The sequence below is a fragment of the Mesorhizobium jarvisii genome, assembly GCF_003601985.1.
Lineage (GTDB): Bacteria > Pseudomonadota > Alphaproteobacteria > Rhizobiales > Rhizobiaceae > Mesorhizobium > Mesorhizobium jarvisii.
This window is the reverse complement of record NZ_QZXA01000003.1, coordinates 41,208-66,736: the sequence shown is the minus strand read 5'-3', so window position 1 is coordinate 66,736 and position 25,529 is coordinate 41,208. Positions and strand designations below refer to the sequence as shown.

Here is a 25,529-nt window from a genome sequence, read left to right as displayed (position 1 = left end):
CGGTCAGCGGCCCGGCAGGGAAGGTTGCGAAGGCTGAGGAAGCACGAGCGACCCCTTGCTGTCGAGATAGGCAAGCAGGCGCCAGTCGCGAAAGCTCCAGGCCCGCCAGTTTTCCTGGACGGTTCGGTACCAACCCTCGTCGATGCCACGCAGTCTCGCAAGTTCGCGTGTGGCGCCGGCGTCGGGGGTCTTGCCCTGGTGATCGAAGAAACGATCGAGTGCCGGAAACGCGCCCGGGCCGAGCGAGCGCAGGTACCAGGCGTCGAGGGGGATGCCCTGGCCGGTCATTTCGAGGGAGTGGTCGACATTGTAATTGGCGATCGTCGCGGCGAAATTGATGAAACAGCAGGCATAAAGCGTCAGGGATAACGTCAGAAGATTGGCGGAGGAGAGCCATTCATTGGATTTTCCAAGCGCGATGCGGGCGATGATCAGCGCAAGCCCTGCCGCCACCAGCCCCATCCAGACGAAAGCCGCGATGCGCCAATAGGTCAGCGCATAGATGCCGACATAGAGGTCGAGCCGCAGGATCGACGAGATGACCAGCATGATGTTCTGCGCCACCCAGGCATAGACCAGCCGGCGGATGACGGGATCTCCTGAGGTCTCGCTGCCCGGCCTGAGCGCCGCCAGCACGAAGCCGGCGGCAAGCAGTGCGGTAATGATCAGGGGATATGCGCCGCGATGCGCATAGGCGGCATAGCTCAAGCCGTCGGGAAGGGCGACACCGCCCCACAGATAGGTGGCGTCGAGCCCGGTCTGCAGCGCAAACAGCACGTTGAAGACGATCAGCGCGCGCAGGATAGCGGGTTTGCCGAAGACGGTCTCCTCGATGACGTGTCGTTGCGGATTGGTCGCCGGTTGAGCAACGGCAAGTGGTGGCCGGGAGATGCGCCGCGAAAAACGCGGCAGGCGTGGCCGCAGAAAGGCCCAGACGCCGGCGAGCACGAACAGCCAGAAGGCGATCCGCGCCAGCTGGATGAGATCGAGCAGCTTCATCAGGTCGATCAGCGACAGCCAGTAGTCGATGACCGGATTGGCGGCGCCGAACAGCGCCAGGAAGACGGCGCCCAGCGTCAGCGGCATCACCCAGACGGCGACCGCCGCAAGCCTGACGCGGCGCCCGCCAAGCCGGCGCGCCGTCTTGCGCCAACGGATGAAATCACGGACGAAGCGGAACGGCGCCGCGAGCCCGAACAACGCAATCTGGCCGACAATACGGGCCATGCCGTGCCGCAGGCGACCGCTCAGCGAAAGCGCGAAGACGACCAGCGCCGCAAGCGCGATCGAGACGGACAGGGGGCTGACATTTTCGGCGAGCGGCAGCAGCGCGACAAGCAAGGCGGCGGGCTTGAGCCAGACCCTGATGTCGCTGAAGGCCGTGGGATGCACGGCCACGACCGCGGCGGCAATCAGGATGGCGAACAGGAAAACCGTGATGCCGGGGGGTTGGCCGTAGAACAGGAAATCCGCCAGCACGACCAGCAGCACGGCAACACCGAAGCGGCTGCAATAACTTGGCGGGGCAGAGAAAAACGCTGTCACGACCTGATCCTCCCGATGGTGTCCAGCCGGAAGGTCGGCGGACACTTGCGGGCGAAAGGGATGAGAATCGCCATGGGATTCGCGCGTGGCGGATCGACCAGCCACCAGCCTTCGGTGCGCAGGCGCTGTGGCACGGACCAATGGGGTTTTGCTCGCTTGTGCATGCCGCCTGTTTCGCAGGCCGGCAGGGAAACGGCAGGGCGGATCCGAGGAGCTTTTCCGCAGGCCTGTGCAGTTTTCATGCAGGGCCGCGCATCACGGCTGGTGCGCTGCCCCACCATCCTACGGACGTTGGCGCTGCCCCAGGCAGGCTCCTTTCCTCTCCCTCCGGAGGGGGGAGAGGTGGCTCGGCGAAGCCGAGACGGAGTGGGGGAACCAGCTGGCAACCCCCGCGAACGCACATAGGAAGGCACAGGCGCAAGCATCGCCCCGCCTTGCACGCAAGGGTCGACCCTCCACTCCGTCGAGCTTCGCTCGACACCTCTCCCCCGATCGACGGGGGAGAGGAAGGCTCTCTTCCGCAACGGCTGAGGAAGGGCGCCGAGCTTCTACCTCCCCTTGTGGGGAGGTCGGACCGAAGGTCCGGGTGGGGTGCTGGCGCCGACCCCGCAGCTTCGCAGCGACCCTGCGCACAGCACCAACGCTTGCCTCGACCACCCACAGACGGCATAGATCGGATATGACCGAACCCTACCGCCCGCGCCGCTCCGTCCTCTATGTCCCGGCCTCCAACGACAAGGCGCTTGCCAAGATCGCGCTTCTGTCCTGCGACGCAATCATCATCGACCTCGAGGATGCCGTCGCCCCGGCCGACAAGATCGCCGCCCGCGAAAAACTGCCCGCGATCTTCGCCAACCGCCCGGTCGCCAACAATCTCGGCCGCCGCTGCGAGATGGTGGTGCGCGTCAATGCGCTGGCCAGCGAATGGGGCGCCGACGACCTCTTGGCCGTGGCGAAAGTCGAGCCTGACGGCATCCTTTTGTCCAAGGTCGCCACGCCGCGCGACATCCTCGAAGTCGGCGACGTGCTCGACGACAATTTTGCCCCCGACAGCGTGAAACTCTGGGCGATGATCGAGACGCCCAAGGCGCTGCTCAACATCGGCGCCATTGCCGAACTGGGCCGCGATCCGGCCTCACGGCTCAATTGTTTCGTGGCCGGAACGAATGATCTCGCCAAGGAAACCGGTGTGCTGGTGACGGCGGACCGGCGCTACCTCGTGCCATGGCTGATGCAGATGGTGCTGGCCGCGCGCGCCGGCGGTCTCGACATGCTCGACGGCGTTGCCAATGATTTTCGCGACCTCGACGCCTTTGCCCGTGAGTGTGCGGAGGCGGCGGCCATGGGCTTCGACGGCAAGACGCTGATCCATCCGGCCCAGATCGACGCCGCGAACCGCGCCTTCGCGCCCTCGCCGCAGGCGGTCGCCGAGGCACGCGCGGTGAAGGATGCCTTTTCACGTGCCGAGAATACTGGCAAAGGCGTGATCGCGCTGAACGGCAAGATGGTCGAGCGGCTGCATCTGGCACAGGCCGAAAAACTGCTGGCGAAGGCGGCCGCCATCGGCGCATGATATAGCCCCATGCTCGCGGGCTATGGGCACTTACGACAGGACTTGAGACATGAAACTCTACCGCTTTCTCACCGGCCCGGACGACGCCAGCTTCTGCCACAAGGTGACGGCGGCGCTGAACAAGGGCTGGCACCTGTTCGGCTCGCCGACCTACGCCTACGACAAGAAGGCCAAGACCATGCGCTGCGGCCAGGCCGTGGTGAAGGACGTCGACGGCCAGGAATATGGGCCGGACACCAAGCTCAGCGACTGGTAGATTTTGCAAAGCGCCGACGCAGGCTGTGTCGAGATTCAGGTCAGGCCGAGTCGAAAATGGTGGTGCCCGAGAACCGGAGCGGAGCGTACTTTTGGTACGTGAGCACCGGAAGCGCAGGGGACCGCAATTTGCAGGCCGGCATCACCTGAATATCGACACAGCCTACTCGGCTGCCTCTTCGATCTTCTCCATATCATCGTCCGACAGGCCGAAATGGTGGCCGATCTCGTGGATCAGCACATGGGTGACGATGTCGCCGAGCGTCTCCTCGTTCTCGGCCCAATAGTCGAGCATGGCGCGGCGGTAGAGCGTGATGCGGTTCGGGCCTTCGCCGGTCTGCGGGTTCCAGCGCTCGGCGATGCCGCGGCCCTCGAACAGGCCGAGCAGGTCGAACGGCGTCTCCAGCGACAGGTCGTCCATGATCTCGTCGGTCGGGAACTCGGCGATCTGGATGACGATCTCGCCGGTCAGCTTGCGAAAATCCTCCGGCAGATGGGCGTACGCCTCCAGCGCCAGGAACTCTATCTCCTCCATCGAGGGCGCGAGTTCGCCATGCCAGGTGCGGGTCTTATAGATGCGGGCCATGCTTTGTCCTTTGATCCGGCATATAGGCTTTCGCGCCGGGCGAGGCAAATGAAGTGGCCGCTACGCCCTGTCGTGCAGGGTCTGCAGGAATAAATTCCTTGTGACTCTGCTTGACTCTTCGGGTCGGCTCTGGAATCCTAGAGAACATAACAGGAACAATTGTGAGTGGACACTGACCGTCATGGCGATATCAGCCGTGGCGCGGGAGACTGTTTTTGCCCTGCGCCGCCAGATCGCGAAGATCGAGGGAACGCTGCCCGAGCGCCTGCAGGCGCCGGCTGGCGCGCCGCTTGATGCCGACGCCAGCCCCGATCTCACGATCGTCCGGCGCGGTCTTGCCGCTGCCTTGCCGGATGCCTTCCTGCCTGTCGGCGTCGACCCCCTCGATGCCGCCCTGAGCGGCGGGCTGCCGAAAGCGGCGCTCAGCGAAATCCATGGCCTGGAAACCCGCGATGCTGGAGCCGTCGCCGGCTTTGCCCTGTCGCTCGCCAGCCTGATCCTCAAGCAGGCGCAAGGCCTGCCGGTGTTGTGGATCGGCACCGCAGAAATCTTCCGCGAGGCGGGCTTTCCCTATGCCAGGGGACTGCAGGCCTCCTTCGGCATCGAACCGGAACAATTGCTGTTTTCCGAGGCGCCGAAACTCGTCGATGCGCTGTGGGTCGCCGAGGAAGCAGCGCGGATGACGGCGCTCGCCGCGGTCATCCTCGAAATCCGCGGCAATCCGCAACGGCTCGACCTGACCGCGACGCGGCGGCTGCATGCGAGGGCGCAAAGTGCCGGCCGCCCCGTATTCCTGCTGCGGCAGGCGGCCGAGCCCGAACCGACGGCGGCGCCCGTCCGCCTCATCGTCTCGCCGGCGCCGGCCGTGCCGCGCGAAACCGTCGCCGGGCCGCTCGCCGGATCGATCGGCCGCCCGGCCTTCACCATCAGCATCGGCAAGAGCCGCACGGCCCTGCCTGGACAATTCACACTGGAGTGGAACCCCGATGAACGCGTATTCGACGAAAGAAGGGGCGAAGAAGGCCGGGCAAAGAATCCTGTCCCTGTGGTTTCCCTATCTGGCGGCCGAAAGGATCCTGCGGCAGCGTCTGGGGCGGTCCTGGCGTTCCCGGCCCCAAGATCATCCGACGCCATCTCATCCGCCACTGGTGATCAGCCACCGCCAGGGCAACGCGCAGCGCATCTCAGCCCTCGACGAGCGGGCTGAGGCGCTGCACCTGAAGCGCGACATGGGCATTGCCGACGCGCGTGCCATGCATCCCTCGATCGACATCGTCGAGGCCGATCCGGAGGCAGACCGGCGCCTGCTCGAAGGCCTTGCCGACTGGTGCGACCGCTACACCCCGCTGGTGGCGCTGGACGGAGCGGACGGCCTGTTTCTCGACGTCACCGGCTGCACCCATCTGTTCGGCGGCGAACGCGCCATGCTGGACGACATCCTGTCGCGCTTCCTGCATCAGGGGTTCGATGTCCGCGCCGGCCTTGCCCCGACGCCGGGCGCGGCCTGGGCGGCGGCCCGCTTTTGCGGCGACCGCATCGTCGATGGCGGCGAGGAGGAAGCGCTGCTGGCGCCCTTGCCGCTCGCCGCACTGCGCATCGCGCCGGAAACCCGCGCCAGCCTGGAAAGTGTCGGCCTGCGCACGGCGGGCGCGGTCATGGCCGCCCCGCGCGCGCCGCTTGCCCGCCGCTTCGGCGCCACCTTGCTGCTGCGCCTCGACCAGGCGCTTGGCCGGCTCGACGAAGCGGTGTCGCCGCGCCTTCCCGTGGCGCCGCTTTCGGTCGAGCGGCATCTCGCCGAACCCGTCACCCTCACCGAGGACATCGAACGCCTGGTCGGCCTGCTGGCGACGACCTTGAAGACCGATCTCGAACGCCGCGGCGAGGGCGCCCGGACGCTGGCGCTGCTGCTCTTCCGCGTCGACGGCGCCGTCAGCCGCATCGCCTTGGGCACCTCGCGGCCGATGCGCGATCCCCGGCTGATCCAGAAGCTGTTCCATGAAAGGCTGGCCGCCCTCGAGCAGGACATCGACGCCGGCTACGGCTTCGATCTGGTGCGGCTTTCGGTGCTGGCGGCCGCCGCCTTCGACATGGCGCAGGCCGATCTGACCGGCGAGGTGACCGACGACGGCGCCGACATCGCGCTGTTCGCCGACCGCATCCGCGCCAGGCTCGGCGAGGGCGCCGTGCTGCAGCCGGTCGCGGTTGAAAGCCATCTACCGGAGCGTGCCGTCGCCATCGTCCCCTTCAGCGAAGCGCCGCGCCGGACCACGCCGCCGAAGAGACAGGACAGGGTGCAGGCGCCCAAAACCATCTTTCCGCCGGAACGGCCGATCCGGCTGTTCCGCGCGCCCGAGCCCATCGAGGTGCCGGCCACCGAAATGCCGGAGGGTCCGCCGCTGCATTTCCGCTGGCGGCGCGCGCTCTATCGCGTCACCCGCGCCGAGGGTCCCGAACGCATCGCCGCCGAATGGTGGCGCCAGGCGCCAGGCGACGCGGCGGCATCGACACGCGACTATTTCCGCATCGAGGATGCCGAAGGCCGCCGCTACTGGCTCTACCGGCAAGGGCTTTACGGCGGCTCGCAATCCGCGCCGCGCTGGTTCATGCACGGGGTCTTCGCATGAACGCGCTGACCGTCATTCCCTATGCCGAGTTCGGCATCCAGTCGAATTTCTCCTTCCTGCGCGGCGCCTCCAAGCCGGAGGAGCTGGTGGTCGCGGCCAAGCTCATGGGTTTTTCGGCGATCGGCCTTGCCGACCGCAACACGGTGGCCGGCGTGGTGCGCGCCTGGCAGCAGGCCAAGGTCGAAAAGCTTGCCTATCACCCCGGCTGCCGGCTGGTTTTTGGCGACGGCACGCCGGACATTCTCGCCTATCCCAGGAGCCGGGCAGGCTGGGGGCATCTGTGCCGCATGCTCACCCAGGCCAATCTGCGCGACGAGACCGAAAAGGGCGCCACCCTTCTCCAGCGCGAAGATCTGCTCGAATGGGGAGATCTGATGTCGCTGGCGGTCCTGCCCGATCTGGCGGCGGGCGCTGAAGACGGTCTTGCCTTGCTTGGCCAGCTCAAGGACCGCTTCGACAGGGCCCTGCGGCTTGGCGTCTCGCCCTGTTATGCGGGCAATGACCGTTTCCGGATCGAGCAGGCAGCGGCGTTTGCCCAGAGCACCGGCATCCCGCTGATGGCGACCAACGATGTCCTCTACCACACCGCCGAACGACGCCCGCTGCAGGACGTGCTGACCGCGATCCGCCTCAACACGCCCGTCGCCGAGGTCGGGCTGGAACTCAGCGCCAATGCCGAACGCCATCTGAAGCCGCCGCTGGAAATGGCCCGCCTGTTCCGCAGGCATCCGCAGGCGCTGGCCGAGACGCTGCTGTTCGCGGAAGAATTGACCTTCTCGCTCAGTGATCTCCAGTACAATTACCCCGACGAGCCGACGGAATCCGGCCTCGGGCCGCAGGCCGAGCTGGAAAGGCTGGCGCGGGAGGGGGCAGCCAGGCGCTATCCCTCAGGCGTGCCTCACTCGGTGATCAAGCGCATCGAGGAAGAGCTCGCTTTGATCGAGCGCCTCAACTACGCCCGCTATTTCCTGACGGTTTACGACATCGTCAAATACGCCCGCAGCCAGGACATTCTCTGCCAGGGGCGCGGCTCGGCCGCCAATTCGATCGTCTGCTTCTGCATCGGCATCACCGAAGTCGGGCCGGACCGGATCGACACGCTGTTCGAGCGCTTCATTTCCGAAGAGAGGAACGAGCCGCCCGACATCGATGTCGACTTCGAGCATGAGAAGCGCGAGACCGTCATCCAGTACATCTACGAGAAATACAGCTCCAAGCGCACCGCGCTCGCCGCCGCCGTCATCAGCTATCGCGGCCGTTCGGCGCTGCGCGAAGTGTCGAAGGCTATGGGCCTGTCGGAGGATGTCCGGGCGTCCCTGTCCGGCTCGATCTGGGGCTGGTCGACCTCCGAGGTCGGCGAGAAGGAAGCCCGCGCCGGCGGCCTCGACCAGAGCGACCCGACATCGCGTCATGTGATGGAACGGGCCAACGAGATCATGGGGTTCCCCCGCCACCTCTCCCAGCATGTCGGCGGCTTCGTCATCACCAGGGACCGGCTCGACGAGATCGTGCCCATCGTCAAGACAGCGATGGACGAGCGCAAGATGGTCGAATGGGACAAGGACGATCTCGACGCGGTGAAGATCCTGAAAGTGGATGTGCTGGCGCTCGGCATGCTGACCTGCCTGCAGCGCGCCTTCACCCTGCTTACGGATCACTATCCAAAAGCCCGGGATCCCTATGGCCAACCCTATGTGCTCGCCACCTTGCCGCCGGAAGACAGGCGCGTCTACGACATGATCGGCCGCGCCGACACGCTCGGCGTCTTCCAGATCGAATCGCGCGCCCAGATGTCGATGCTGCCGAGGCTCAAGCCAAAGGATTTCTATGATCTTGTCATCGAGGTGGCGATCGTGCGGCCCGGCCCGATCCAGGGCGACATGGTGCACCCCTATCTGCGCCGCCGGCAAGGCAAGGAAAAACCCGAATATCAGAAGCCGGAGCTCGAGGCGATTCTCAGCAAGACGCTCGGCGTGCCGCTGTTCCAGGAACAGGCGATGAAGATCGCCATCGTCGCCGGCGGCTTCAGGCCGGGCGAGGCCGACGAACTGCGCCGCGCCATGGCCACCTTCAAGCGCACCGGCACCATCGGCAATTACCGCCAGCGCATGATCGACGGCATGGTCGGCAAGGGCTACACCAAGGACTTCGCCGAGCGCTGCTTCAAGCAGATCGAGGGTTTTGGCGAATATGGCTTTCCCGAAAGCCACGCCGCCTCCTTCGCCTTGCTCGTCTATGCCTCCTGCTGGTTCAAGACCTTCTATCCCGACGTGTTCTGCGCCGCGATCCTGAATTCGCAGCCGATGGGGTTCTACCAGCCGGCGCAGCTGGTGCGCGACGCGCGCGACCATGGCGTCGACATCCGCGAGGTCGACGTCAATTGTTCCGTCTGGGACTGCACCCTGGAAAAAGCGCCGTTCGATCCGGCCCGCATCCTGCCGCGCCATGCCGATATGCGTGGTGTCATCGAGACGAACCATGCGGTGCGGCTCGGCTTCCGGCAGATCAAGGGTCTTTCCAAGGAACGCATGGAGGATTTCGTAAAGCGGCGGGGTTCAGCTTATGAAACCGTCCGTGACGTCTGGCTGCGCTCCGGCCTCGATGTCGACGAGATCGAGAGGCTGGCGCAGGCCGATGCCTTCCGCTCGATCGGCCTCGACCGCCGTGCCGCACTGTGGGAAGTGCGCGCGCTGGGCGCCAAGAGTGCGGCCGAAAAGCTGCCGCTGTTCGACCAGCCGGCGCTGCGTCTGCGCGAACTGGAGCCGGAGACGAAGCTGCCGAAAATGCCGCTCGGCGAGCATGTCATCCACGACTACCGCTCGCTCGGCCTGTCGCTGAAGGCGCATCCCGTCGCCTTCCTGCGCGAGCGGCTCGACCGCGCCGGCGTCACGCCCAATGCCAACCTGCCTTCGGTACGTGACGGCAGACGGGTTTCCGTCGCCGGCCTCGTGCTGGTGCGCCAGCGCCCCGGCAAGGGCAATGCCATCTTCCTGACGCTGGAGGACGACAAGGCGGTCGCCAACGTCATCTTCTGGGAGCGGACCTTTACCCGCTTCCGGCCCATCGTCATGGGCGCGCGCTTCGTCAAGGTGACCGGGAAATTGCAGTCGGAATCCGGTGTCATCCATATCGTCGCCGAAAAGATCGAGGATCTCACGCCCTGGCTGACCGTGCTGCTGGAGAAGGTCAGCGGAGCCGGAGCGCCGGGGGCCCAACCGAGGGGGTATGCCAAAGAGGTAGGCTCGGATCGCCGCAGCCGGCCCGAGATTGGGAACGCGCCGGCAAGGCAGGACCTCGCAACGCTGTCGGAAGAGGCGGAACAGGTCATGCCCAAGGGGCGCAATTTTCAGTAGGCGCGGCCCTTGTCTTCGTCATCTGAAGAGACGCCGTGATCCTTGGCGCCCCCCTCTGTCCTGCCGGACATCTCCCCCACGAGGGGGGAGATTGGCAGCTTCGATCTCGCCGCCTCTCTTAACTCGCAATGCTGAAAATTCGCGAAGGCCGAGGTGACAGCCGATCTCCCCCCTTGTGGGGGAGATGCTCGGCAGGGCAGAGGGGGGCGCTGTCCCGCCAGCCTCTCAAACTTCTACGCCCAGCTGCTTCGCGATTGCGCTGCCTTGGGAGAGCAAAACGACGGATGGCTATGCTGCTCAACCCGGCCCGCTCAGCCTCGGCGGCGGCGCCAGCACATCTTCCGCCGACAGCGTCCGCGCCTCGGAGGGCAGCATGATCGGGATGCCGTCACGCACCGGATAGGCGAGCTTGGCGACCCGCGAGATCAGTTCGCCGCGCTCCGGATCCCAGGCTAGCGGCCCCTTGGTCAGCGGGCAGGCCAAAAGCTCCAGCAGCTTGGGATCGACATCGATCTTCTTCCCGTCACGCCCATCCGCCGCCATCGGTTCCTCTTCTCAGCTTCTAGCCTAGATGTACCAAGACCCAGGTCAGGCCGAACCGGAGTCGAAGACGGGTGCGCAGCGACCAAAATGGTGGCTTCCGAGAACCGGAGCGGAGCATACTTTTCGTACGTGAGCTCAGTTCTACTGCGACGCAGTAGAACTGAGAAGCGCAGGAAGCCTCCATTTGCAGGCCGGCATCACCTGAATATCGGCACATCTTACTGTAGGCTCGAGCCAAAGTCCTCATTCTCGCGCGCCAGCGCCATTTCGGTGATGGCGATCAGCGTTTCGGCGCGCGTCTTCAGGTCGGCGGCTTCGAGCAGCGCCTGTTTCTCGGCCGGGCCGTAGGGCGCCATCATCGACAGCGCATTGACCAGCATGGCATTTTCGGCGCGGCTGACGCTTTCCCAGTCGGCCTCGAGATCATTGGCCTGAAGATAGGCGCGAAACGCCTTGAGCAGTGCCGGCCGGTCGATCTCGTTCGCCGCCGGATCGTCATCGAGATCGGCGAGGAAGGGCGCCGGCTTCGCTTGGCGAAACGGCGTCTTGACCGTCAGTTCATGCGCGATGCGGAAGCGGAACACGCCCTGCAGAGAAATCAGGTAACGGCCGTCGCCGGTTTCGGAGAAGGCGATGATACGGCCGGCGCAGCCGACATTGCACAGCTCAGGCTCGCCATCCTCGCGCAGCGCGCCGTCCAGACGCGGCTGGATGACGCCGATCAGCCGCGAGCCGGCAACCGCTTCGTCCACCATCTGCAGATAGCGCGGCTCGAAGATGTTGAGCGGCATGCGGCCGCCCGGCAGCAAAAGCGCGCCCTCGAGCGGAAAGATCGGGATCGTCGACGGCAGATCCTTGGCCAGCCGGTAATGCGCGTTTCCCGCTTGCACCACATTCCTCCGATCGACTTCTTTCGCCCGCCGCCGGGATCGTCGGCTTGGCCGAAGTCAGCTTCCTAATCTGGCGCGGCCGCCGCCGACCACAAGCCCGTGCGACGAAACAGCCGCCGGCTCAGGAAAACAGCAGCGCCGACAATTTGCGCCGCGCCGCCAGCGTCGCCTCGTCGGTCATGCCCCAGGCTTCGAAAAACTGCAGCAATTGCGTCCTGGCGCCGTCCTCGTTCCAGCCGCGGTCGGCCTTGATGATGGCCAGCAGATTGTCGGCTGCCGCCGTGCGCTCGCCCCTGGCGTTCTGGATCATGGCCAGGTCGAAACGCGCCTGATGGTCTTTGGGGTTTTCGGCGAGGCGGCGCTCGAACTCGGCCGGATTGCCCAGTTCCGCCGCCTGCGCGGCCAGCGCCATCTTGGCGCGCAAGGCGGCGAGAACAGGCGCGTCCTTCTTGGCCTCGGGTGCCGTTGCCAGCAGCGCCTCGGCGCCTTGCGTGTCGCCGGCTTCGAACAGCAGCTCGCCCAGTCCGGCGATCGCCTCGATCGTCTCCGGCGCCTGCGCCAGGACAGCGTCAAAAATGTCGGCGGCGGTCTGCATGTCGCCGGCCTCGCGCGCTTCGGTCGCAGCCGCCAGCGCCTCGGCCACGGCCGGGGCGCCATTGCCCTTGCCGCCGACCTTGGTGATGAACTCGGCGATCTGGCTCTCCGGAATGGCGCCCATGAAGCCGTCGACCGGCTGGCCGTCCTTGAAGGCGATGACGGCCGGAATGGACTGGATGCCGAGCTGGCCGGCGATGGAGGGGTGATCGTCGATGTTCATCTTGACCAGCTTGACCTTGCCGCCGGCGGCCCGGACTGCCTTTTCCAGCTGCGGTGTCAGCTGCTTGCAGGGGCCGCACCACGGCGCCCAGAAATCGACGAGCACCGGCTGGCGGCGCGATTCCTGGATGACATCGGCGGCAAAGGCGGCGGTCGTGGTGTCCTTGATGACATCGCCCGCGGGGGCGGCGGCTGGCGCATCGCCAAGCGAGACCTTCGCCGGCGCGGCTGCGGTTCCGCCATACTGAACGGTGGTGGCATACTGGCCGCCACTGCTGCCGAATGACCCGCCAAACGGCTTGTTGTCGCTCATCTCGTCACCCTTTCGGTCGCGCCGCCGGCCCGCGGGTCGGCGCCATGTCATTGGAAGTCGGTTTCGCCATGCATGTGGCGATCATGCCGAGACTTTCAAGATAGCAGCATCGTGCCCGGTTGCCTCGACGAATCTGATGAGATCGGCCGACGCGATCGATGTCGTCGCCTCATTGGTCAGCGGATGGGCGTTGATGACGGCATGTGCCATCAAATCCTCGTCGAGCACCAGCTTGACCCGGTTGGCCGTGTCGTTGATGACGCCGAAGACGGTGACCGCGCCCGGCGAGACGCCCAGAAGCTCCATCAGCATCTCCGGCTTGCCGAAGGAAACACGGCTGGCGGCGCCGATCAGCTGGTGGATCTGCTTGAGGTCGACGACCGCATCCTCGCCGACGGTGACCAGGAAGAAATTGTCCTTCTTGTCCTTCAGGAACAGGTTTTTCGTGTGCCCGCCGGGGATCTCGCCGCGCAGCGCCTGCGAATCGGCGACCGTGTAGAGCGGCGGATGGCGTTTCGTCGAAACGGCGACGCCGAGTTCGGCGAGAAAGGCAAAAAGTTCGGCTTCGGTCTTCGGCATCGGTCTTCTTCTTCGTCGTTTTCCCGCCTTGCCGTTTACGGCCAATGCGGTGGCCGGCACAAGGCCATCGCGCAAAGGCGCGATGAAATCCGCGCCGCACCGGCGGTTTGCCGGCATCGTTTGGCGTGTTGAAAAAAGCCTGCGATTTCCCTGTTGCAATCGCCGCGCTCTTCAGCCATATAGGCCCGGCTTGCGGCCAAGACGCCGTGTGAGCGGGTGTAGCTCAGGGGTAGAGCACAACCTTGCCAAGGTTGGGGTCGAGCGTTCGAATCGCTTCACCCGCTCCAATTTCCTCCAGGGAATCAAGCATCGAAAAGCCGCGGTCAGCCGCGGCTTTTTCGTTTTTGGCGGGTGGAATCTCGCCCGTCAAAGGGCCGAGCGTCACTTATGGCACTGCTGGAAGCCGGCAACGTCGTACTGAGATACGCTCTTCGGGTTCTTGGAGTTCTGCGGCTGGGTGCTGGAATCGATCAAGTAGGGATTGCGCTCGCCGCTGTCTTGCGACGGCCATAGGGCACGCCCCAATAATCCTAACGCGTGGCAGAGGCGGCCCATTGCCGAAGCTCGCGCCGCCCCTCATTGCCCTGCCGGGCATTTCTCCCCGCATAGTGACGGGGAGAAAGTAGCTGGCGGCGACCTCGCCGTTTTTCTTGCGACGCTTGTGGCTGGCGAAACCGTTGATGACAGCTCCCCTCTCCCCGTCACTATACGGGGGAGGATGCCGGCAGGCAGGTGAGGGGCGGCGCCAACGCCTGGAAAGAGATGGGTGGGTATCAAGTCCCACGGGTCTCCGTTGCAGTCGCCTGCAGCATCTGCCGGCCAACGCGCGATCTGTCGGCAGCCGGATCTCCCATCCGGCCCTTGATTGTCCGCGCCCGCAATGCTCCGTTGCCGCCAGGCTATCCGGAGAAACCCATGACAGGCTTTGTCGACCGCCAGCGCGCCGCGCAGTTGATGGAAGGCGCCGGCATCGGGGCGCTGGTGCTGTGCGCACCCGAGGCTTTCCATTATGCGACCGGCGCGTGGATCGGCCCGGCGGGACTGTTCCGGCGCGCCGGCGCCGGCTTCATCGTCATCCCGGCCCAGCAGGATTTGCCGATCGGTGTTGTCGTCGCCGACTTCAACGCCGTGCAGCTGCGGCTCGCCGCACCCGAAGCGGTTGTGCGGTGGCACCCGATCTGGATCGAATCCGCGCCGGTCGAGACAGCGCACGAGTTGCCCCTGGCCGAACGCATCGAGGCCGGCCTTGCCTCGCTTGACCGCGCGCCGGATTTCTCCCGCCCCGCCACTTTCGATCTCGCCGGCTCGGTGCGCCAGCTGCAGGCCTTGCTCAAGCAATTCGGACTGGAGCGCGCAACGCTCGGCATCGACCTCGACTTCGTCCCGGCCGCCGATTTCACGGCCGTCCAGGCGCTGCTGCCGCATTCCCCGATGGTCGATGGCTCGCCGGTGCTGGACAGGCTGCGGGCCGTCAAATCACAGCGCGAGATCGATCTCCTTCAGCAAGGCATCTTTCTCTCGGAAGCCGGGCTGGAGCGCTTGCAGGTGGACGCGATGGCCGGCATGCGACAGGCCGATCTCGTCGCGCTCTACCGCAAGGGCGTCGCCGACGCGGCCGCCGGGCTGTCGCATCCGGTCGTAACGGCGGAATATGTGACGCTGGGCGGCCGCGCCAAGGGCGCCGACGCCAGGGCCGTGGCCGGCGATCCCCTGAAATGCGACATGGTCTGCACGGTCGGTGGCTACGCCTCCGACATGTCGCGCAATTTCACCTTTGGGCCGCCTTCCGCCGACCAGGCCGAGCTGCATGCCATCGCCGAGCGCGCCTTCGAGGACGGGCTGGCGGCGCTGATCCCCGGAAACACGCTCGCTCATGTGCATCGCGTCACCACCGACAGCCTGGCGCGGCAAGGCCTGCGCAGCTTCCGCCGCGGCCATTTCGGCCACAGCGTCGGCCAGTCGGTGTTTTCCGAGCAATGGCCGTTCATTGCGGCCGACAGCGATGTGGTGATCGAGGCCGGCATGGTGCTGGCCTTCGAAATCCCGCTCTACATAGACGGCCTCGCCAGCTTCAATCTCGAGGACCAGTTCCTGATCACGGCGGATGGGCCGAGGCCGATGAACCGGCTGCCAAGGCGACTGGAGACGATTGGGTAGGGTTGGTCGTTGTCGCCGTAGGGCGCGACCGCCGATGTTTCGTTATTCGTCGCGCTCCGCCCCTGCCGCGCCGGCTAACTAACACTCACGGCTGGCCGCCGATCCCTCCACGGCATCTCCTGCTCCAACTGCGCCGATGCCGCCAGCACGGTCGCCTCGTCGCCATAGCGGCCGACCAGCTGCACGCCGATCGGCACGCCGCCTTTCGACCAGCCGAGCGGCAGCGAGATCGCCGGCTGGCCTGAAATGTTGAAGGGGAAGGCAAACACCGCGTCCGTCCATTTGGCGTTGTAGCGGTCGATGTCCGTCTCCGACATATCGTAATAGCCGAGTGGGCGGGGCAGCTGCGTCAGCGTCGGCGTGACGAAGAGGTCGTAGGCGTCGAGATCGCCGACAATGTCGCGGCCGATCTGCCTGAGCTGCTCGACATCGGAGATGTGCCTGACACCACTGGTCGCGCGACCGCGCGCGATGATCGCCCAGGTCACCGCTTCGACGTCGGCTGAGGCCACCGGCCGCCCGATCACCGTTTCAAGATAGTTGAAGGTCGCCGCCGTCTGCACGCAGGTCATGTTGGTGTAGGTCGCCCAGGCGCCGTTGGCGTCGAGCGGCATGTCGTGCTGCTCGACGTGATGCCCCAGCCGTTCGAGTGTAGCCACGGTCGCCAGCACCGCTGCCTTCACCTCCGGATCGATGGCCGTGCCGTTGGGCGGCGTAACGGTGAAGCCGATGCGCAACCTTTTCGGCGCCCGTGCCGACAGGCTGAGCCAGGAGGCATCGGGAACCGGCGGCGTGTAGGGATCGCCCGGCAGCGCGCCAGCCACCGCATCGAGATAGGCCGCCGTGTCGCGCACGCTGCGCGAGCAGCAGAGAAAATAGGCGCCGCCATACCAATAGTCGCCGAACGGCGCGAGGCTGACGCGGCCGCGCGACGGTTTCAGGCCGACGATGCCGCAGCATGAGGCTGGAATGCGGATGGAACCGGCGCCGTCGCTGGCTTCGGCGATCGGCGCCATGCGCGAAGCGACGGCCGCCGCCGCCCCGCCGCTCGAGCCGCCGGGCGTGATGCCTTCCTTCCACGGGTTCTTCGTGACGCCGTAGAGTTTCGGCTCGGTGGTGATCGACCAGCCGTTCTCCGGCGCGTTCGACTTGCCGACCAGCACCAGTCCCGCCGCTTTCATGCGGCGAACGACTTCGGTGTCGGAATCGGCGACGACATCCCTGAGGTAGAAGCAGGAATTGGTGTTCGGCGCGCCGGTCCAGGACGAAGCCAGTTCCTTGAGCAGGAACGGCACGCCGGCGAAGGGTGCCGATCTGTCGACCGTCTGCGCCTGCGCCCGCGCCATGTCGTAGAGGCGATGGATCACCGCATTCAGCGCCGGATTGAGCCGCTCGACCAGCGTGATCGCCGCCTCGACCAGTTCGGCCGGCGAAACCTGGCCGCCGCGCACCAGCCCGACCAGATCGAGCGCATCGGAGTCCGCATAGGTTTTCAAAAGACTGTCGGTGACCATGCCTCTCTCCCAAATTTGCATGCCTCGACACCGCGCTTAAGAATGCGCGAGCTGTCGCTACCGGCTAATTGCAAATGTAAGCGCTGCCCCTCATCCGCCTGCCGGCATCTTCTCCCCGTATGGTGACGGGGAGAAGGATGAAACTGCTGCGCTGCCGGTGCCGCCTCCAGTGCCAGCAACCGGTCGCGTCAGGCCAGCTCGACCGTCCGTCCCAGCGCAATGCTCTGTTCGGCGGCGAGCACGATGCGCAGGCTGTTGACCGCCGCGTCCATCTGCTCGGTCAGATCGAGGTCCTCGCGGATGGCGCGCAGGAAGAAGGCCTGCTCGCGGTCGCACAGCTCCTGGTGGCCGGGCTCGTCCTCCATGCTGACGATCTCGTCGGGCTTGGAAAAGTTCTTGTCGCCGTCGACCTGGGCATAGTGGATCTTCAGCGCATCGGTCTTGGTGTGACGGTCGATATCGGCCGAGTTCGACACTTCGGCGTCCGAGGCAGTGCTGGCGGCCTGGCCGGCGACGATCGACACCGCGCCCTTCGGACCGACCACGTCCTTCACGAAATAGGCCGTCTCGCTCATCATTGGCCCCCAACCGGCCTCGTACCAGCCGACCGAGCCGTCATCGAAGGTGACGTGCAGATGGCCGTAATTCTGCTTGTCGGCCTCCGCCCACAATTTGGCGCCGATGCCGTGCACACGCACCGGCTTGGCGCCGGTCAGCTGGCACATGACGTCGACATAGTGCACGCCGCAATCGACAATCGGGATCAGCGAATCGATCAGGTTCTTGTGCCAGTGCCAGGCGCTGCCGCTGCTCTGCTGGTTGAGGTTGAGGCGCATCACCAGCGGCTTGCCCAGCGTCTTGCCGACCTCGATGAACTTGATCCAGGAGGGGTGGACGCGCAGGATGTAGCCGAGCACCAGCTTGCGGTTCTTGGCGCGCGCCGCCGCCACGACCTTCTCGGCGTCCTCGATGTTGGTGGCGAGCGGCTTTTCCATGAACACATGGCAATTGGCCGCGATCGCCTTCAGCGCATATTCGGCATGGGTGTTCGGCCAGCTGTTGATCGAGACGGCGTCCGGCTTCGTCTCCTTCAGCGCCAGGTCGAAATCCTCGTAGAGCGGATAGCCGGCTAATTCGGCCGGTATCTTGGTGTTGCTCTTGATTGAGCGGCTCATGATGCCGACGATCTGAAAACCCTCGGAGCGGTGATAGGCGCTGGCATGCGACGCACCCATATTGCCGAGACCCACCACCAGCACTTTTACTCTGTCGGCCAAGTCAGCCTCCCGGTTCTTGATTGAATCGCACACGGCGATCGATCGCCGTTCGCATGTCCATTGGGACAATCACCTCAGGTCAGCGCCGCCGCTCGCTGCCCGGCCCCTTCCTCTCCCCCGTCGATCGAGGGAGAGGAAACGAGCCAAGACAGGGCAAGGAACGGCATGACCTCTTTTTTGCACCCTATTTAACCGCCGAATCGAACAGATGCGCCTTGATCTTCTCGACATCGAGCGCGGCAAAGCCTTCCGACAATTTGACGCCGTCGGCATCGGCCTTGACCTTGGCCTTGTCGAAATCGTTGGCGGCCGGGATGAGGTCGTTGGTGCAGACATCCTCGGCCTTCACCGGATTGGTGATCTGGCCGATCTTGTGGATCTCGTCGAAGAAGCCCTGCCAGCTCGCCATGTCGTGCGAGCCCCAGCCGCCGCGCTTGTCCATGTCGCCGCGGAAGACGTTGATCTGCTGCAGGATCGAGGTGGTGCCGAGCTCCGGTCCGAGATTCTTGGCCAGCGTCGGGAACTGCTCGAACACCGCTTCGACCGCCGCGCGCGGATTCTGGTAGCCGAATTCGAGGCCCATCGCCCAGCCGCGCAGGTACTTTTCCAGGAACGCCTTCTTGTCGGGGTCCTCGAGGTCGGCGCTGCGCACGACAAAGGTGTTGGCCGGCAGCTTGGAGTTCTTCACGCCGAGCCAGTATTCGAAGTCGAGGCCCTTGGCGATCCATTCGGCGCGCAGCCCTTCCCACGACAGGGCTGCATCGCCCTGGCCGCCGGCCAGCGCGGTACCCCAGGTCGGCCAGCCGGCCTCGACATACTTTACTTTCTTGATGTCGACGCCTTGCGCGGCGAGCAGCGGATCGGTGATCGACTGCCAGGCGGCGGAGCCGAGCAGGATGGTCTTGCCTTCGAGCTTCTTCAGATCGTTCGATCCCTCGCCCTTGCGAAAGGCGATGCTGAACGTATCGCGCGCGCCCATGTGGAACACCGATTTCAGCTTCATGCCGTTCTGGATGGCGAAGGAGAACACGCCGGGCGAGGGGAAGCCCATATCGGCCTGGCCGACATCGACGAATTTCACCGTCGCCGTGCCGTCCGAGGGCCCCGGCTGCATGTCGGTGTCGAGCCCGTCGAAATAGCCGGCTTTCTTGGCTGCCCAGTAGGGATAGTCGTCGAGCACTTCGAGCGTGCCGCGCGGCGAGATCCAGGTGAACTTGCCATACGCCTCGGCCCTTGCCTTGAAACCGGTGGCGCCGAGTGCGGTTGCCGTCACCAGGCCGGCGCCGGTGACCTGCAGGAAATAGCGGCGGCTGATGCCTGGCTGGTTCATCGAATTGTCTTTGGTCATGGCATTCCCCTTTTTGTTTGACGTCGGTCTGCCGCCCGCCTCCCGGGCGTCTTGCTTCAAATCCTTGTCTTCAAGCCTCCCAGCTCGCCCATTTCTTGCCGATGAGGAAGAACAGCACGTAGATCAGGATGCCGAGCGTCGACAGGATCAGCACCACGGCGAAGAACTGCGGCATCTGGATCATCGACGAATAGGTGGTCAGCCGGTTGCCGAGTCCGAAGCCGCCGCCGACCATCTCGGCGCCGACGGCGGTAAGCAGGCCGAAAATGGCGCCGATCATCAGCCCGACCAGGATCATCGGCAGCGCCATCGGCGCGCGGATCTTCCAGAAGATCTGCAAGGTGCTGGCGCCGTAGGAGCGGGCGAGCGCGATCTTGGCGCTGTCGACGCGGCGAAAGCCGGTGGCGGCGTTGATCATCACCATCGGCCCGGCGGCCAGCGCCACCGCGATGATGCGCGGCGTGTAGCCGAAGCCGAAGCGCAGGATGAGCAGCGGCACCAGCGCCAGCATCGGCGTGGTGACCAGCAGCAATATGTAGGGAGCGACGATCTTTTCGGCGAAGGGGAACTGGGTGATGACGGCGGCCAGCACCAGCCCGACGACGGCGCCGATGGCAAAGCCGGAGACCAGCTCGACCAGCGTGTAGCCGAGATGCGGCGCGATCAGCGGGAACTCGTCGAACAGCGCATAGGCGATCGAGCTCGGCGGCGGCATGATGTAGAGCGGCACATGGAACAGCCGCAGCGCGAGTTCGATGCCGCCGATGATGACCACGGCAACGGCGATGATGGCCGCCACCTCCTTGCCCGACTTGATGCCGGGGCCGCTGGCGAAGGCCGACAGATTGGTCAGGCTGACCTCCTGGCCATCGCCTGATTTGGATTTGGAGAATTCCGGGATGGCGTCGCTCACGGCCTGATCCTCACGATCTCGGCGCTGGCGCGCTCCTGTTCCGGCGCCTTCGGCCTGGCGCGCTCGCCGACAATGTCCATCTTGATCCGGTTGGTGAGGTCGAAGACTTCCTTGGTCGCCATGATCTCCAGCGAGCGCGGCCGAGCGAACGGCACGCGATACTCCTTGGCGACCTTGCCCGGCCGGGCGCTCAGCACCACCACGCGGTCCGACAGAAAGATCGCTTCCTCGATGCTGTGGGTGATGAAGACGATGGTGGTCTTGGTGTCGAGCCAGATTTCCTCGACCAGCCGGTTCATCTCTTCGCGGGTGAAACTGTCGAGTGCGCCGAACGGCTCGTCCATCAACAGCACCGAGGGCTTCAGCGCCAGCGCCCGCACGATCGCCGCGCGCTGCTGCATGCCGCCCGAAAGCTCGCGCGGGAACTTGCCGCCGAAACCGTCGAGGCCGACGCGGTTGAGCAGATGCGCGATCCAGGCGCGGTCCGGCTTTTCGCCCTTGATCTCGAAGGGAAAGCGGATGTTGGCATCGAGATTGCGCCAGGGCAGGAGGTTGGCTTCCTGGAAGACGATGCCGATATCGGGATGCGGGCCGGCGATCTTGACGCCGTCGAGCCGGATCTCGCCGCTGGTCAGGCCGTGCAGGCCCGACATCGACCACAAGAGCGTGGTCTTGCCGCAGCCGGACGGGCCGACGATCGAGACGATTTCATTGGCCCTGACATCGAGGCTGCAGCGGTCCAGCGCCAGGAGGTCGCCTGACGCCGTGTGATAGATCTTGGTCGCTGCCTGCACGCCAAGCTTCGGCGTTGTTGTCTCGCCCGCGTTCATCCGCCCCTCGGAGATTGCGTGATGATCCAGTAGGTCATCGCCTGCTAAAATCAGTCTGTAACTATCCTACTTTGCTGTCAAGCGCTCGCGGTGGTAACCGTATCATGAAAATTCCGGATTTCGCTTAATACACTGTTTCTACTTAATTTTCCCAGCCTTGAAATACGTGTTGCTTTCCTACATACTCTGAAAAGGAAACGCGAGCCTATCGCCAGGCACGCAACGGTTGCAGCGCGGCCGGGCGCATGGAACGACGATGTGCAAACATGGTAAGAGGTCAGGTCGAAAAGACAGGGAAGACCGACTTCATGACTGAAGCTGACAGCCAGCAAGAGCCCGTTGCAAGCCACGAGCCGGAGGGACGCGACATCAGGCGCATCCCCGACATCATCTCGCTGGTCAAGGATTCCTACGCAGAGTTGAGCCCGGCGGAGCGCCGCGTCGCCGATGTCGTGCTCGACAATGTCAAATACGCCGTCGACGCCTCCAATGCGGCGATTGCCGAACGCGCCGGGGTCAGCGAACCGACCGTGACCCGCTTCTGCCGCGCCATCGGCTGCGAGGGCGTGCGCGATTTCAAGCTGAAGCTGGCGCAGAGCCTCGTCGTCGGCGCGCTCTATCTGGCCAAGCCGCCGGCCATCAGCAACGACAATGGCATGCCGTTCTGGAACGCCGTCTTCGGCGAGGCGCGCCGGGCGCTGCAGGAGGCTGAACGCCAGCTTGACCCAGGCGAGTTGCAGAAGGCGGCGGAACTCATCGCCAAGGCTCGCCAGGTCACCGTTTTCGGCCTCGGCGGCAGTTCCTCGGCGCTGGCGCAGGAGACGCAATACCGGCTGTTTCGCTACGGCATCACCGTCAGCGCCCAGTGCGATCCCTATCTGATGCGCATGACCGCCTCGACGCTGAAGCCGGGCGACGTGGTGATCGCCATTTCGGCGACCGGACGCACGCGCGAGGTGATCGAGGCCGTCGAACTCGCCAAGCACTACCGCGCCAACGCCATCGCCGTGACCGCGCCCGACACCGATCTCGCCCGCGCCTGCGATGTCCGGCTGACGGTGGCGGTGCCTGAATATCCCGACACGCTGAAGCCGACCGCTTCGCGCTTCGCCTTCCTGGCGGCGATCGACCTGTTGGCCGTAGCCTCCGCCTACAAGCTCGACGGCTCGGCGCGCGAGACGGTCCGCCGCATCAAATACAACGCCCAGATCCACCGCACCGGCAAGGAGATGGAGCCGCTCGGAGACTAGCTCCCTTCTCCCCGTTCACGGGGAGAAGGTGCCGGCAGGCGGATGAGGGGCAGCGCCGGCTTCGACGTCCCATTCAGGCAAGGCACACGCAGAAAGAGGAACACATGCTCGAAATGGCACCGACGAAACAGGCAGCCGCATGGCTGGAATCCCTGGCGCAGGCGCTCGCGGCCGGTGATGCGACCGCGGCAAGCAATTTGTTCGTCGACGACTGCTACTGGCGCGATCTTCTGAGCTTCACCTGGAACGTCACGACCATGGAAGGCCGCGAGGCCATCGTCGACATGCTCGAGGCAACGTTGGCGACGACCAAGCCCACCGCATGGCAGCTCGCCGGCGAGGCGACCTCGGACGAGGGCACCATCGAAGCCTGGTTCACCTTCGAGACCGCGGTGGCGTCAGGGCAAGGCATTGTGCGCCTGCGCGACGGACGCTGCCGCACCTTGTTCACGGCGATGACCGACCTCAAGGGGTTCGAGGAGCGCAAGGGTTTGGCGCGGCCGCTCGGCGTGCGTCACAAGGCCGACCCCGAACGCGAGACCTGGTCGGAGGCGCGGGCGCGCGAGACGCGCGAGCTCGGCGCCACCGAGCAGCCCTATTGCCTGGTCATCGGCGGCGGGCAGGGCGGCATCATGCTGGGTGCACGGCTGCGGCAGCTCGGCGTGCCGACCATCGTCATCGAGAAGAATGCACGCGCGGGTGATTCCTGGCGCAACCGCTACCGCACGCTCGTGCTGCACGATCCGGTCTGGTACGACCATCTGCCCTACATTCCGTTCCCGGAAAACTGGCCGGTCTTCACGCCCAAGGACAAGATGGGCGACTGGCTGGAAATGTACACGCGCGTCATGGAGCTCAACTACTGGGTCGCCACAAAGTGCCTCAGCGCCTCCTATGACGCGGCGCGGAAGGAGTGGACCGTGGTGGTCGACCGTGTCGGCCGGCGGATCACGCTGAAGCCGAAACATGTAGTGTTCGCCACCGGCGCCTACGGCCCGCCGCGAAAGATCGACCTGGCCGGCGCGAGCGAATTCAAGGGCGAATTGCTGCATTCCAGCCAGTATGCCAGCGGCGACAAATTCCGCGGCAAAAAGGTCGCCGTCATCGGCGCGGCCAGCTCCGGCCATGACGTCTGCGTCGATCTCTGGGAAAGCGGCGCCGACGTCACCATGATCCAGCGCTCGCCGACCACCGTGGTCAAGTCGGACACGCTGATGGAGGTCGGCTTCGAGATCTTCTCGGAGAGCGCGCTGGCGCGCGGCATCACCACCGAAAAGGCCGACATGATCGTCGCCTCGACCCCCTTCGCGCTGGTGCCCAAGGGCCAGCGCGCGCTCTACGAGGTGATCAAGGCGCGCGACGCCGCCTTCTACGACCGCTTGCGCGCCTCCGGCTTCGCCATCGATTTCGGCGACGACGAGACCGGCCTCTTGATGAAGGCCTATCGCACCGGCTCCGGCTACTACATCGATGTCGGCGCCTCGGACCTGATCATCGACGGCAAGATCGGCATCCGCAGCGGCGTCGCCATCAAGGCGCTGACGCCGACAGGCATCCTGTTCGAGGATGGCAGCGAGCTCGAGGCCGACGCCATCATCGCCTGCACCGGCTACCAGTCGATGAACGAGAATGTCGCCGCACTCGTCTCGCGCGAAGTCGCCGACAAGGTCGGCCCCTGCTGGGGCCTCGGTTCCGGTGTCAAGGGCGACCCCGGACCCTGGCAAGGCGAGCTACGGAATATGTGGAAGCCGACGGCGCAGGAAGCGCTGTGGTTCCACGGCGGCAATCTGGCGCTGTCGCGTTTTTACTCGAAATACGTGGCGCTGCAGATCAAGGCGCGCATGGAAGGGATTGCCACGCCGGTTTACGGCAAGCCGAGCAACGCCGGGTAAGGTCGACCCCACGACGGGGAGATCGGCTAATCATGCCGGTCCCCGAAATGCCGCGCCGCCACCTCGACATGCGTATGCGCAGCATGCGCCTCGAAACGCTCGGTCTCGCTGACATCGTTCACCGCCTCGTTCGGCCACCATGTACCGCCGATGACGATGCCTTCCGACACCAGCCGCTGGTCGGCGACCAGCGCGGCCCCGACCGCGTCGACGAAGGTGAACCGGCCCGATCGCTGGCGAAGCACGGCGACATCGCCGACGGTGCCGACGGCCAGCGTGCCGAGATCCGGCCTGGCGATCGCCCGCGCCGGCGCTTGCGTCGCCGCGCGCAGCACCTCGACCAGCGGCATGCCGAGCGCCATCAGCTTCGACATGCAGACCAGAATGTCGAAGGCCGGCCCGTCGACGCAGTAGAGATGCACGTCGCTCGAGATGACATCCGGCGCCAGCCCCTCGGCCAGCATGGCGCGCGCCACGTCGAAATCGAACGAACCCATGCCATGGCCGAGATCGAAGATGACGCCGCGCTCGCGCGCCAGCCGCATGTCGGGCCGCACCGCGCCGGAGGCGAAGACCGGCGCGTTGGGGAACGGCCGGAAGCAATGGGTGAGGATATCGCCGCGGCGCAGGCGCGGCAGCACTTCCGAGCGGCCGGGCGGCGGCTCGTCAATATGCGCCATCAGCGGCAGTCCGGCTCTGTCGGCCGCCTCCAGCGCCAGATCGACCGGCGCGATGCCGCTGGTGCCGCCGGCATGCTTGCCGGAGCGGACTTTCACGCCGACGACGACATCGGCGTGCTCGCGCGCCGCGGCGACCACCTCGCGCGGCTCGCAGAGCCGCAGATCGCTGCACTCGCCGACCGACACCGACTGCGAGAAGCCGAAGATGCCGGCAAAGGAAATGTTGACATACGCCAGGATGCGCGCCCTGGAGCGCTCCATGACATGGCGGCGGAAGCCGAGGAAATTGCCGGCGCCCGCGCTGCCGGCATCGATGAAGGTGGTGGTGCCGCTTTTGGCGGCGAGCCGGTCGGCATCGACGCCGAGCGAGGTGCCGCCCCAATAGACGTGGCTGTGCAGGTCGACCAGCCCGGGCGCGACGATGCAGCCCGTCACGTCGACGACCTGCGCGGCGCGATCCGCCGGGATATCGGCATCGACCGCCGCGACCCGCCCATTGGCGATGGCGACATCGCGCGGCGCATCGATGCCGGACGCCGGATCGATCAGCCGTCCGCCCTTCAGCAGGAGGTCGAATTGCATGAGGGGAAC

Annotated in this window: 20 protein-coding genes and 1 tRNA gene; 9 read left to right on the top strand and 12 right to left on the bottom strand. The window is 65.4% G+C overall.

Annotation, left to right across the window (positions count from 1 at the left end; all coding sequences use genetic code 11):
* Positions 1-3 precede the first annotated feature (3 nt).
* Positions 4-1,545 (bottom strand): DUF4153 domain-containing protein, encoded by a 1,542-nt coding sequence (locus D3242_RS07750; protein ID WP_064981542.1) that lies wholly within the window; start codon positions 1,543-1,545, stop codon positions 4-6.
* A gap of 679 nt (positions 1,546-2,224) precedes the next feature.
* On the opposite strand from D3242_RS07750, the gene D3242_RS07740 reads away from it, so the two are divergent.
* Complete coding sequence (locus tag D3242_RS07740; RefSeq protein ID WP_064981544.1) at positions 2,225-3,118, top strand: HpcH/HpaI aldolase/citrate lyase family protein; 894 nt, start codon at positions 2,225-2,227, stop codon at positions 3,116-3,118.
* A gap of 49 nt (positions 3,119-3,167) precedes the next feature.
* A complete protein-coding gene (locus D3242_RS07735) occupies positions 3,168-3,374 on the top strand; it encodes a DUF1737 domain-containing protein (protein WP_027047555.1) in 207 nt (68 codons plus the stop codon).
* A gap of 162 nt (positions 3,375-3,536) precedes the next feature.
* Here the strand turns inward: D3242_RS07735 and D3242_RS07730 are convergent, their stop codons facing one another.
* Entirely contained in the window at positions 3,537-3,959 is a 423-nt protein-coding gene (locus D3242_RS07730; RefSeq protein ID WP_019862133.1) for a metallopeptidase family protein, read from the bottom strand.
* 181 nt (positions 3,960-4,140) lie between these two features.
* On the opposite strand from D3242_RS07730, the gene D3242_RS33885 reads away from it, so the two are divergent.
* Genes D3242_RS33885 through D3242_RS07715 form a run of 3 tightly spaced genes read left to right on the top strand, consistent with a single transcriptional unit; the run spans position 4,141 to position 9,936 of the window.
* Complete coding sequence (locus tag D3242_RS33885; RefSeq protein WP_032920813.1) at positions 4,141-5,166, top strand: ImuA family protein; 1,026 nt, start codon at positions 4,141-4,143, stop codon at positions 5,164-5,166.
* A complete protein-coding gene (locus D3242_RS07720) occupies positions 5,108-6,583 on the top strand; it encodes a DUF6504 family protein (RefSeq protein WP_032920816.1) in 1,476 nt (491 codons plus the stop codon). The genes D3242_RS33885 and D3242_RS07720 overlap by 59 nt, the downstream gene beginning before the upstream one ends.
* Positions 6,580-9,936 carry an error-prone DNA polymerase gene (locus D3242_RS07715; RefSeq protein WP_064981546.1) on the top strand — a complete coding sequence of 1,119 codons (3,357 nt, stop codon included), beginning with the start codon at positions 6,580-6,582 and terminating at the stop codon, positions 9,934-9,936. The genes D3242_RS07720 and D3242_RS07715 overlap by 4 nt, the downstream gene beginning before the upstream one ends.
* A gap of 297 nt (positions 9,937-10,233) precedes the next feature.
* Here the strand turns inward: D3242_RS07715 and D3242_RS07705 are convergent, their stop codons facing one another.
* From D3242_RS07705 to D3242_RS07690, 4 genes are all read right to left on the bottom strand, one after another.
* Positions 10,234-10,479 (bottom strand): Trm112 family protein, encoded by a 246-nt coding sequence (locus tag D3242_RS07705; protein WP_019862137.1) that lies wholly within the window; start codon positions 10,477-10,479, stop codon positions 10,234-10,236.
* Positions 10,480-10,697: 218 nt separating this feature from the next.
* A complete protein-coding gene (locus tag D3242_RS07700) occupies positions 10,698-11,369 on the bottom strand; it encodes an LON peptidase substrate-binding domain-containing protein (RefSeq protein ID WP_027047556.1) in 672 nt (223 codons plus the stop codon).
* Between the two features lie 121 nt (positions 11,370-11,490).
* The gene (gene trxA, locus D3242_RS07695; protein WP_027047557.1) at positions 11,491-12,498 is read right to left on the bottom strand and encodes a thioredoxin; all 1,008 of its coding nucleotides are present in this window, start codon (positions 12,496-12,498) and stop codon (positions 11,491-11,493) included.
* An 81-nt stretch (positions 12,499-12,579) separates the two neighbouring features.
* Positions 12,580-13,077, bottom strand: coding sequence for a prolyl-tRNA synthetase associated domain-containing protein (locus D3242_RS07690; RefSeq protein WP_064981751.1), 498 nt, complete (start codon positions 13,075-13,077; stop codon positions 12,580-12,582).
* Positions 13,078-13,289: 212 nt separating this feature from the next.
* Between D3242_RS07690 and D3242_RS07685 the strand changes: the two genes are divergently transcribed.
* Positions 13,290-13,364 (top strand) — tRNA-Gly (locus D3242_RS07685).
* Between the two features lie 628 nt (positions 13,365-13,992).
* Positions 13,993-15,234 (top strand): M24 family metallopeptidase, encoded by a 1,242-nt coding sequence (locus D3242_RS07670; RefSeq protein ID WP_064981548.1) that lies wholly within the window; start codon positions 13,993-13,995, stop codon positions 15,232-15,234.
* Between the two features lie 74 nt (positions 15,235-15,308).
* On the opposite strand, the gene D3242_RS07665 is transcribed toward D3242_RS07670, so the two are convergent.
* From D3242_RS07665 to D3242_RS07645, 5 genes are all read right to left on the bottom strand, one after another.
* Positions 15,309-16,748 (bottom strand): amidase, encoded by a 1,440-nt coding sequence (locus tag D3242_RS07665; protein ID WP_064981550.1) that lies wholly within the window; start codon positions 16,746-16,748, stop codon positions 15,309-15,311.
* Between the two features lie 188 nt (positions 16,749-16,936).
* On the bottom strand, positions 16,937-18,025 hold the full coding sequence (locus D3242_RS07660) for a Gfo/Idh/MocA family protein (protein WP_019862142.1): 1,089 nt from the start codon (positions 18,023-18,025) through the stop codon (positions 16,937-16,939).
* A 184-nt stretch (positions 18,026-18,209) separates the two neighbouring features.
* Positions 18,210-19,373: an ABC transporter substrate-binding protein gene (locus D3242_RS07655; RefSeq protein WP_064981551.1), complete on the bottom strand. Its 1,164-nt coding sequence runs from the start codon at positions 19,371-19,373 to the stop codon at positions 18,210-18,212.
* 70 nt (positions 19,374-19,443) lie between these two features.
* Positions 19,444-20,286 (bottom strand): ABC transporter permease, encoded by an 843-nt coding sequence (locus tag D3242_RS07650; RefSeq protein ID WP_038650727.1) that lies wholly within the window; start codon positions 20,284-20,286, stop codon positions 19,444-19,446.
* Positions 20,283-21,116, bottom strand: coding sequence for an ABC transporter ATP-binding protein (locus tag D3242_RS07645; protein ID WP_019862146.1), 834 nt, complete (start codon positions 21,114-21,116; stop codon positions 20,283-20,285). The genes D3242_RS07650 and D3242_RS07645 overlap by 4 nt, the downstream gene beginning before the upstream one ends.
* A gap of 308 nt (positions 21,117-21,424) precedes the next feature.
* On the opposite strand from D3242_RS07645, the gene D3242_RS07640 reads away from it, so the two are divergent.
* Positions 21,425-22,366: a MurR/RpiR family transcriptional regulator gene (locus D3242_RS07640; protein ID WP_064981553.1), complete on the top strand. Its 942-nt coding sequence runs from the start codon at positions 21,425-21,427 to the stop codon at positions 22,364-22,366.
* A 104-nt stretch (positions 22,367-22,470) separates the two neighbouring features.
* The gene (locus tag D3242_RS07635; RefSeq protein ID WP_064981555.1) at positions 22,471-24,258 is read left to right on the top strand and encodes a flavin-containing monooxygenase; all 1,788 of its coding nucleotides are present in this window, start codon (positions 22,471-22,473) and stop codon (positions 24,256-24,258) included.
* A gap of 26 nt (positions 24,259-24,284) precedes the next feature.
* Here the strand turns inward: D3242_RS07635 and D3242_RS07630 are convergent, their stop codons facing one another.
* The gene (locus tag D3242_RS07630; RefSeq protein WP_064981556.1) at positions 24,285-25,520 is read right to left on the bottom strand and encodes an amidohydrolase/deacetylase family metallohydrolase; all 1,236 of its coding nucleotides are present in this window, start codon (positions 25,518-25,520) and stop codon (positions 24,285-24,287) included.
* Between the last annotated feature and the right edge of the window lie 9 nt (positions 25,521-25,529).

Excerpts from the sequence above, each read along its gene's own strand:
- D3242_RS07715 (WP_064981546.1), top strand. The coding sequence starts at position 6,580 with ATGAACGCGCTGACCGTCATTCCCTATGCCGAGTTCGGCATCCAGTCG.
- D3242_RS07730 (WP_019862133.1), bottom strand. The coding sequence starts at position 3,959 with ATGGCCCGCATCTATAAGACCCGCACCTGGCATGGCGAACTCGCGCCC.
- D3242_RS07705 (WP_019862137.1), bottom strand. The coding sequence starts at position 10,479 with ATGGCGGCGGATGGGCGTGACGGGAAGAAGATCGATGTCGATCCCAAG.
- D3242_RS07735 (WP_027047555.1), top strand. The coding sequence starts at position 3,168 with ATGAAACTCTACCGCTTTCTCACCGGCCCGGACGACGCCAGCTTCTGC.
- D3242_RS07635 (WP_064981555.1), top strand. The coding sequence starts at position 22,471 with ATGCTCGAAATGGCACCGACGAAACAGGCAGCCGCATGGCTGGAATCC.
- D3242_RS07665 (WP_064981550.1), bottom strand. The coding sequence starts at position 16,748 with ATGGTCACCGACAGTCTTTTGAAAACCTATGCGGACTCCGATGCGCTC.
- trxA (WP_027047557.1), bottom strand. The coding sequence starts at position 12,498 with ATGAGCGACAACAAGCCGTTTGGCGGGTCATTCGGCAGCAGTGGCGGC.
- D3242_RS33885 (WP_032920813.1), top strand. The coding sequence starts at position 4,141 with ATGGCGATATCAGCCGTGGCGCGGGAGACTGTTTTTGCCCTGCGCCGC.
- D3242_RS07690 (WP_064981751.1), bottom strand. The coding sequence starts at position 13,077 with ATGCCGAAGACCGAAGCCGAACTTTTTGCCTTTCTCGCCGAACTCGGC.
- D3242_RS07655 (WP_064981551.1), bottom strand. The coding sequence starts at position 19,373 with ATGACCAAAGACAATTCGATGAACCAGCCAGGCATCAGCCGCCGCTAT.
- D3242_RS07670 (WP_064981548.1), top strand. The coding sequence starts at position 13,993 with ATGACAGGCTTTGTCGACCGCCAGCGCGCCGCGCAGTTGATGGAAGGC.
- D3242_RS07645 (WP_019862146.1), bottom strand. The coding sequence starts at position 21,116 with ATGAACGCGGGCGAGACAACAACGCCGAAGCTTGGCGTGCAGGCAGCG.
- D3242_RS07740 (WP_064981544.1), top strand. The coding sequence starts at position 2,225 with ATGACCGAACCCTACCGCCCGCGCCGCTCCGTCCTCTATGTCCCGGCC.
- D3242_RS07640 (WP_064981553.1), top strand. The coding sequence starts at position 21,425 with ATGACTGAAGCTGACAGCCAGCAAGAGCCCGTTGCAAGCCACGAGCCG.
- D3242_RS07630 (WP_064981556.1), bottom strand. The coding sequence starts at position 25,520 with ATGCAATTCGACCTCCTGCTGAAGGGCGGACGGCTGATCGATCCGGCG.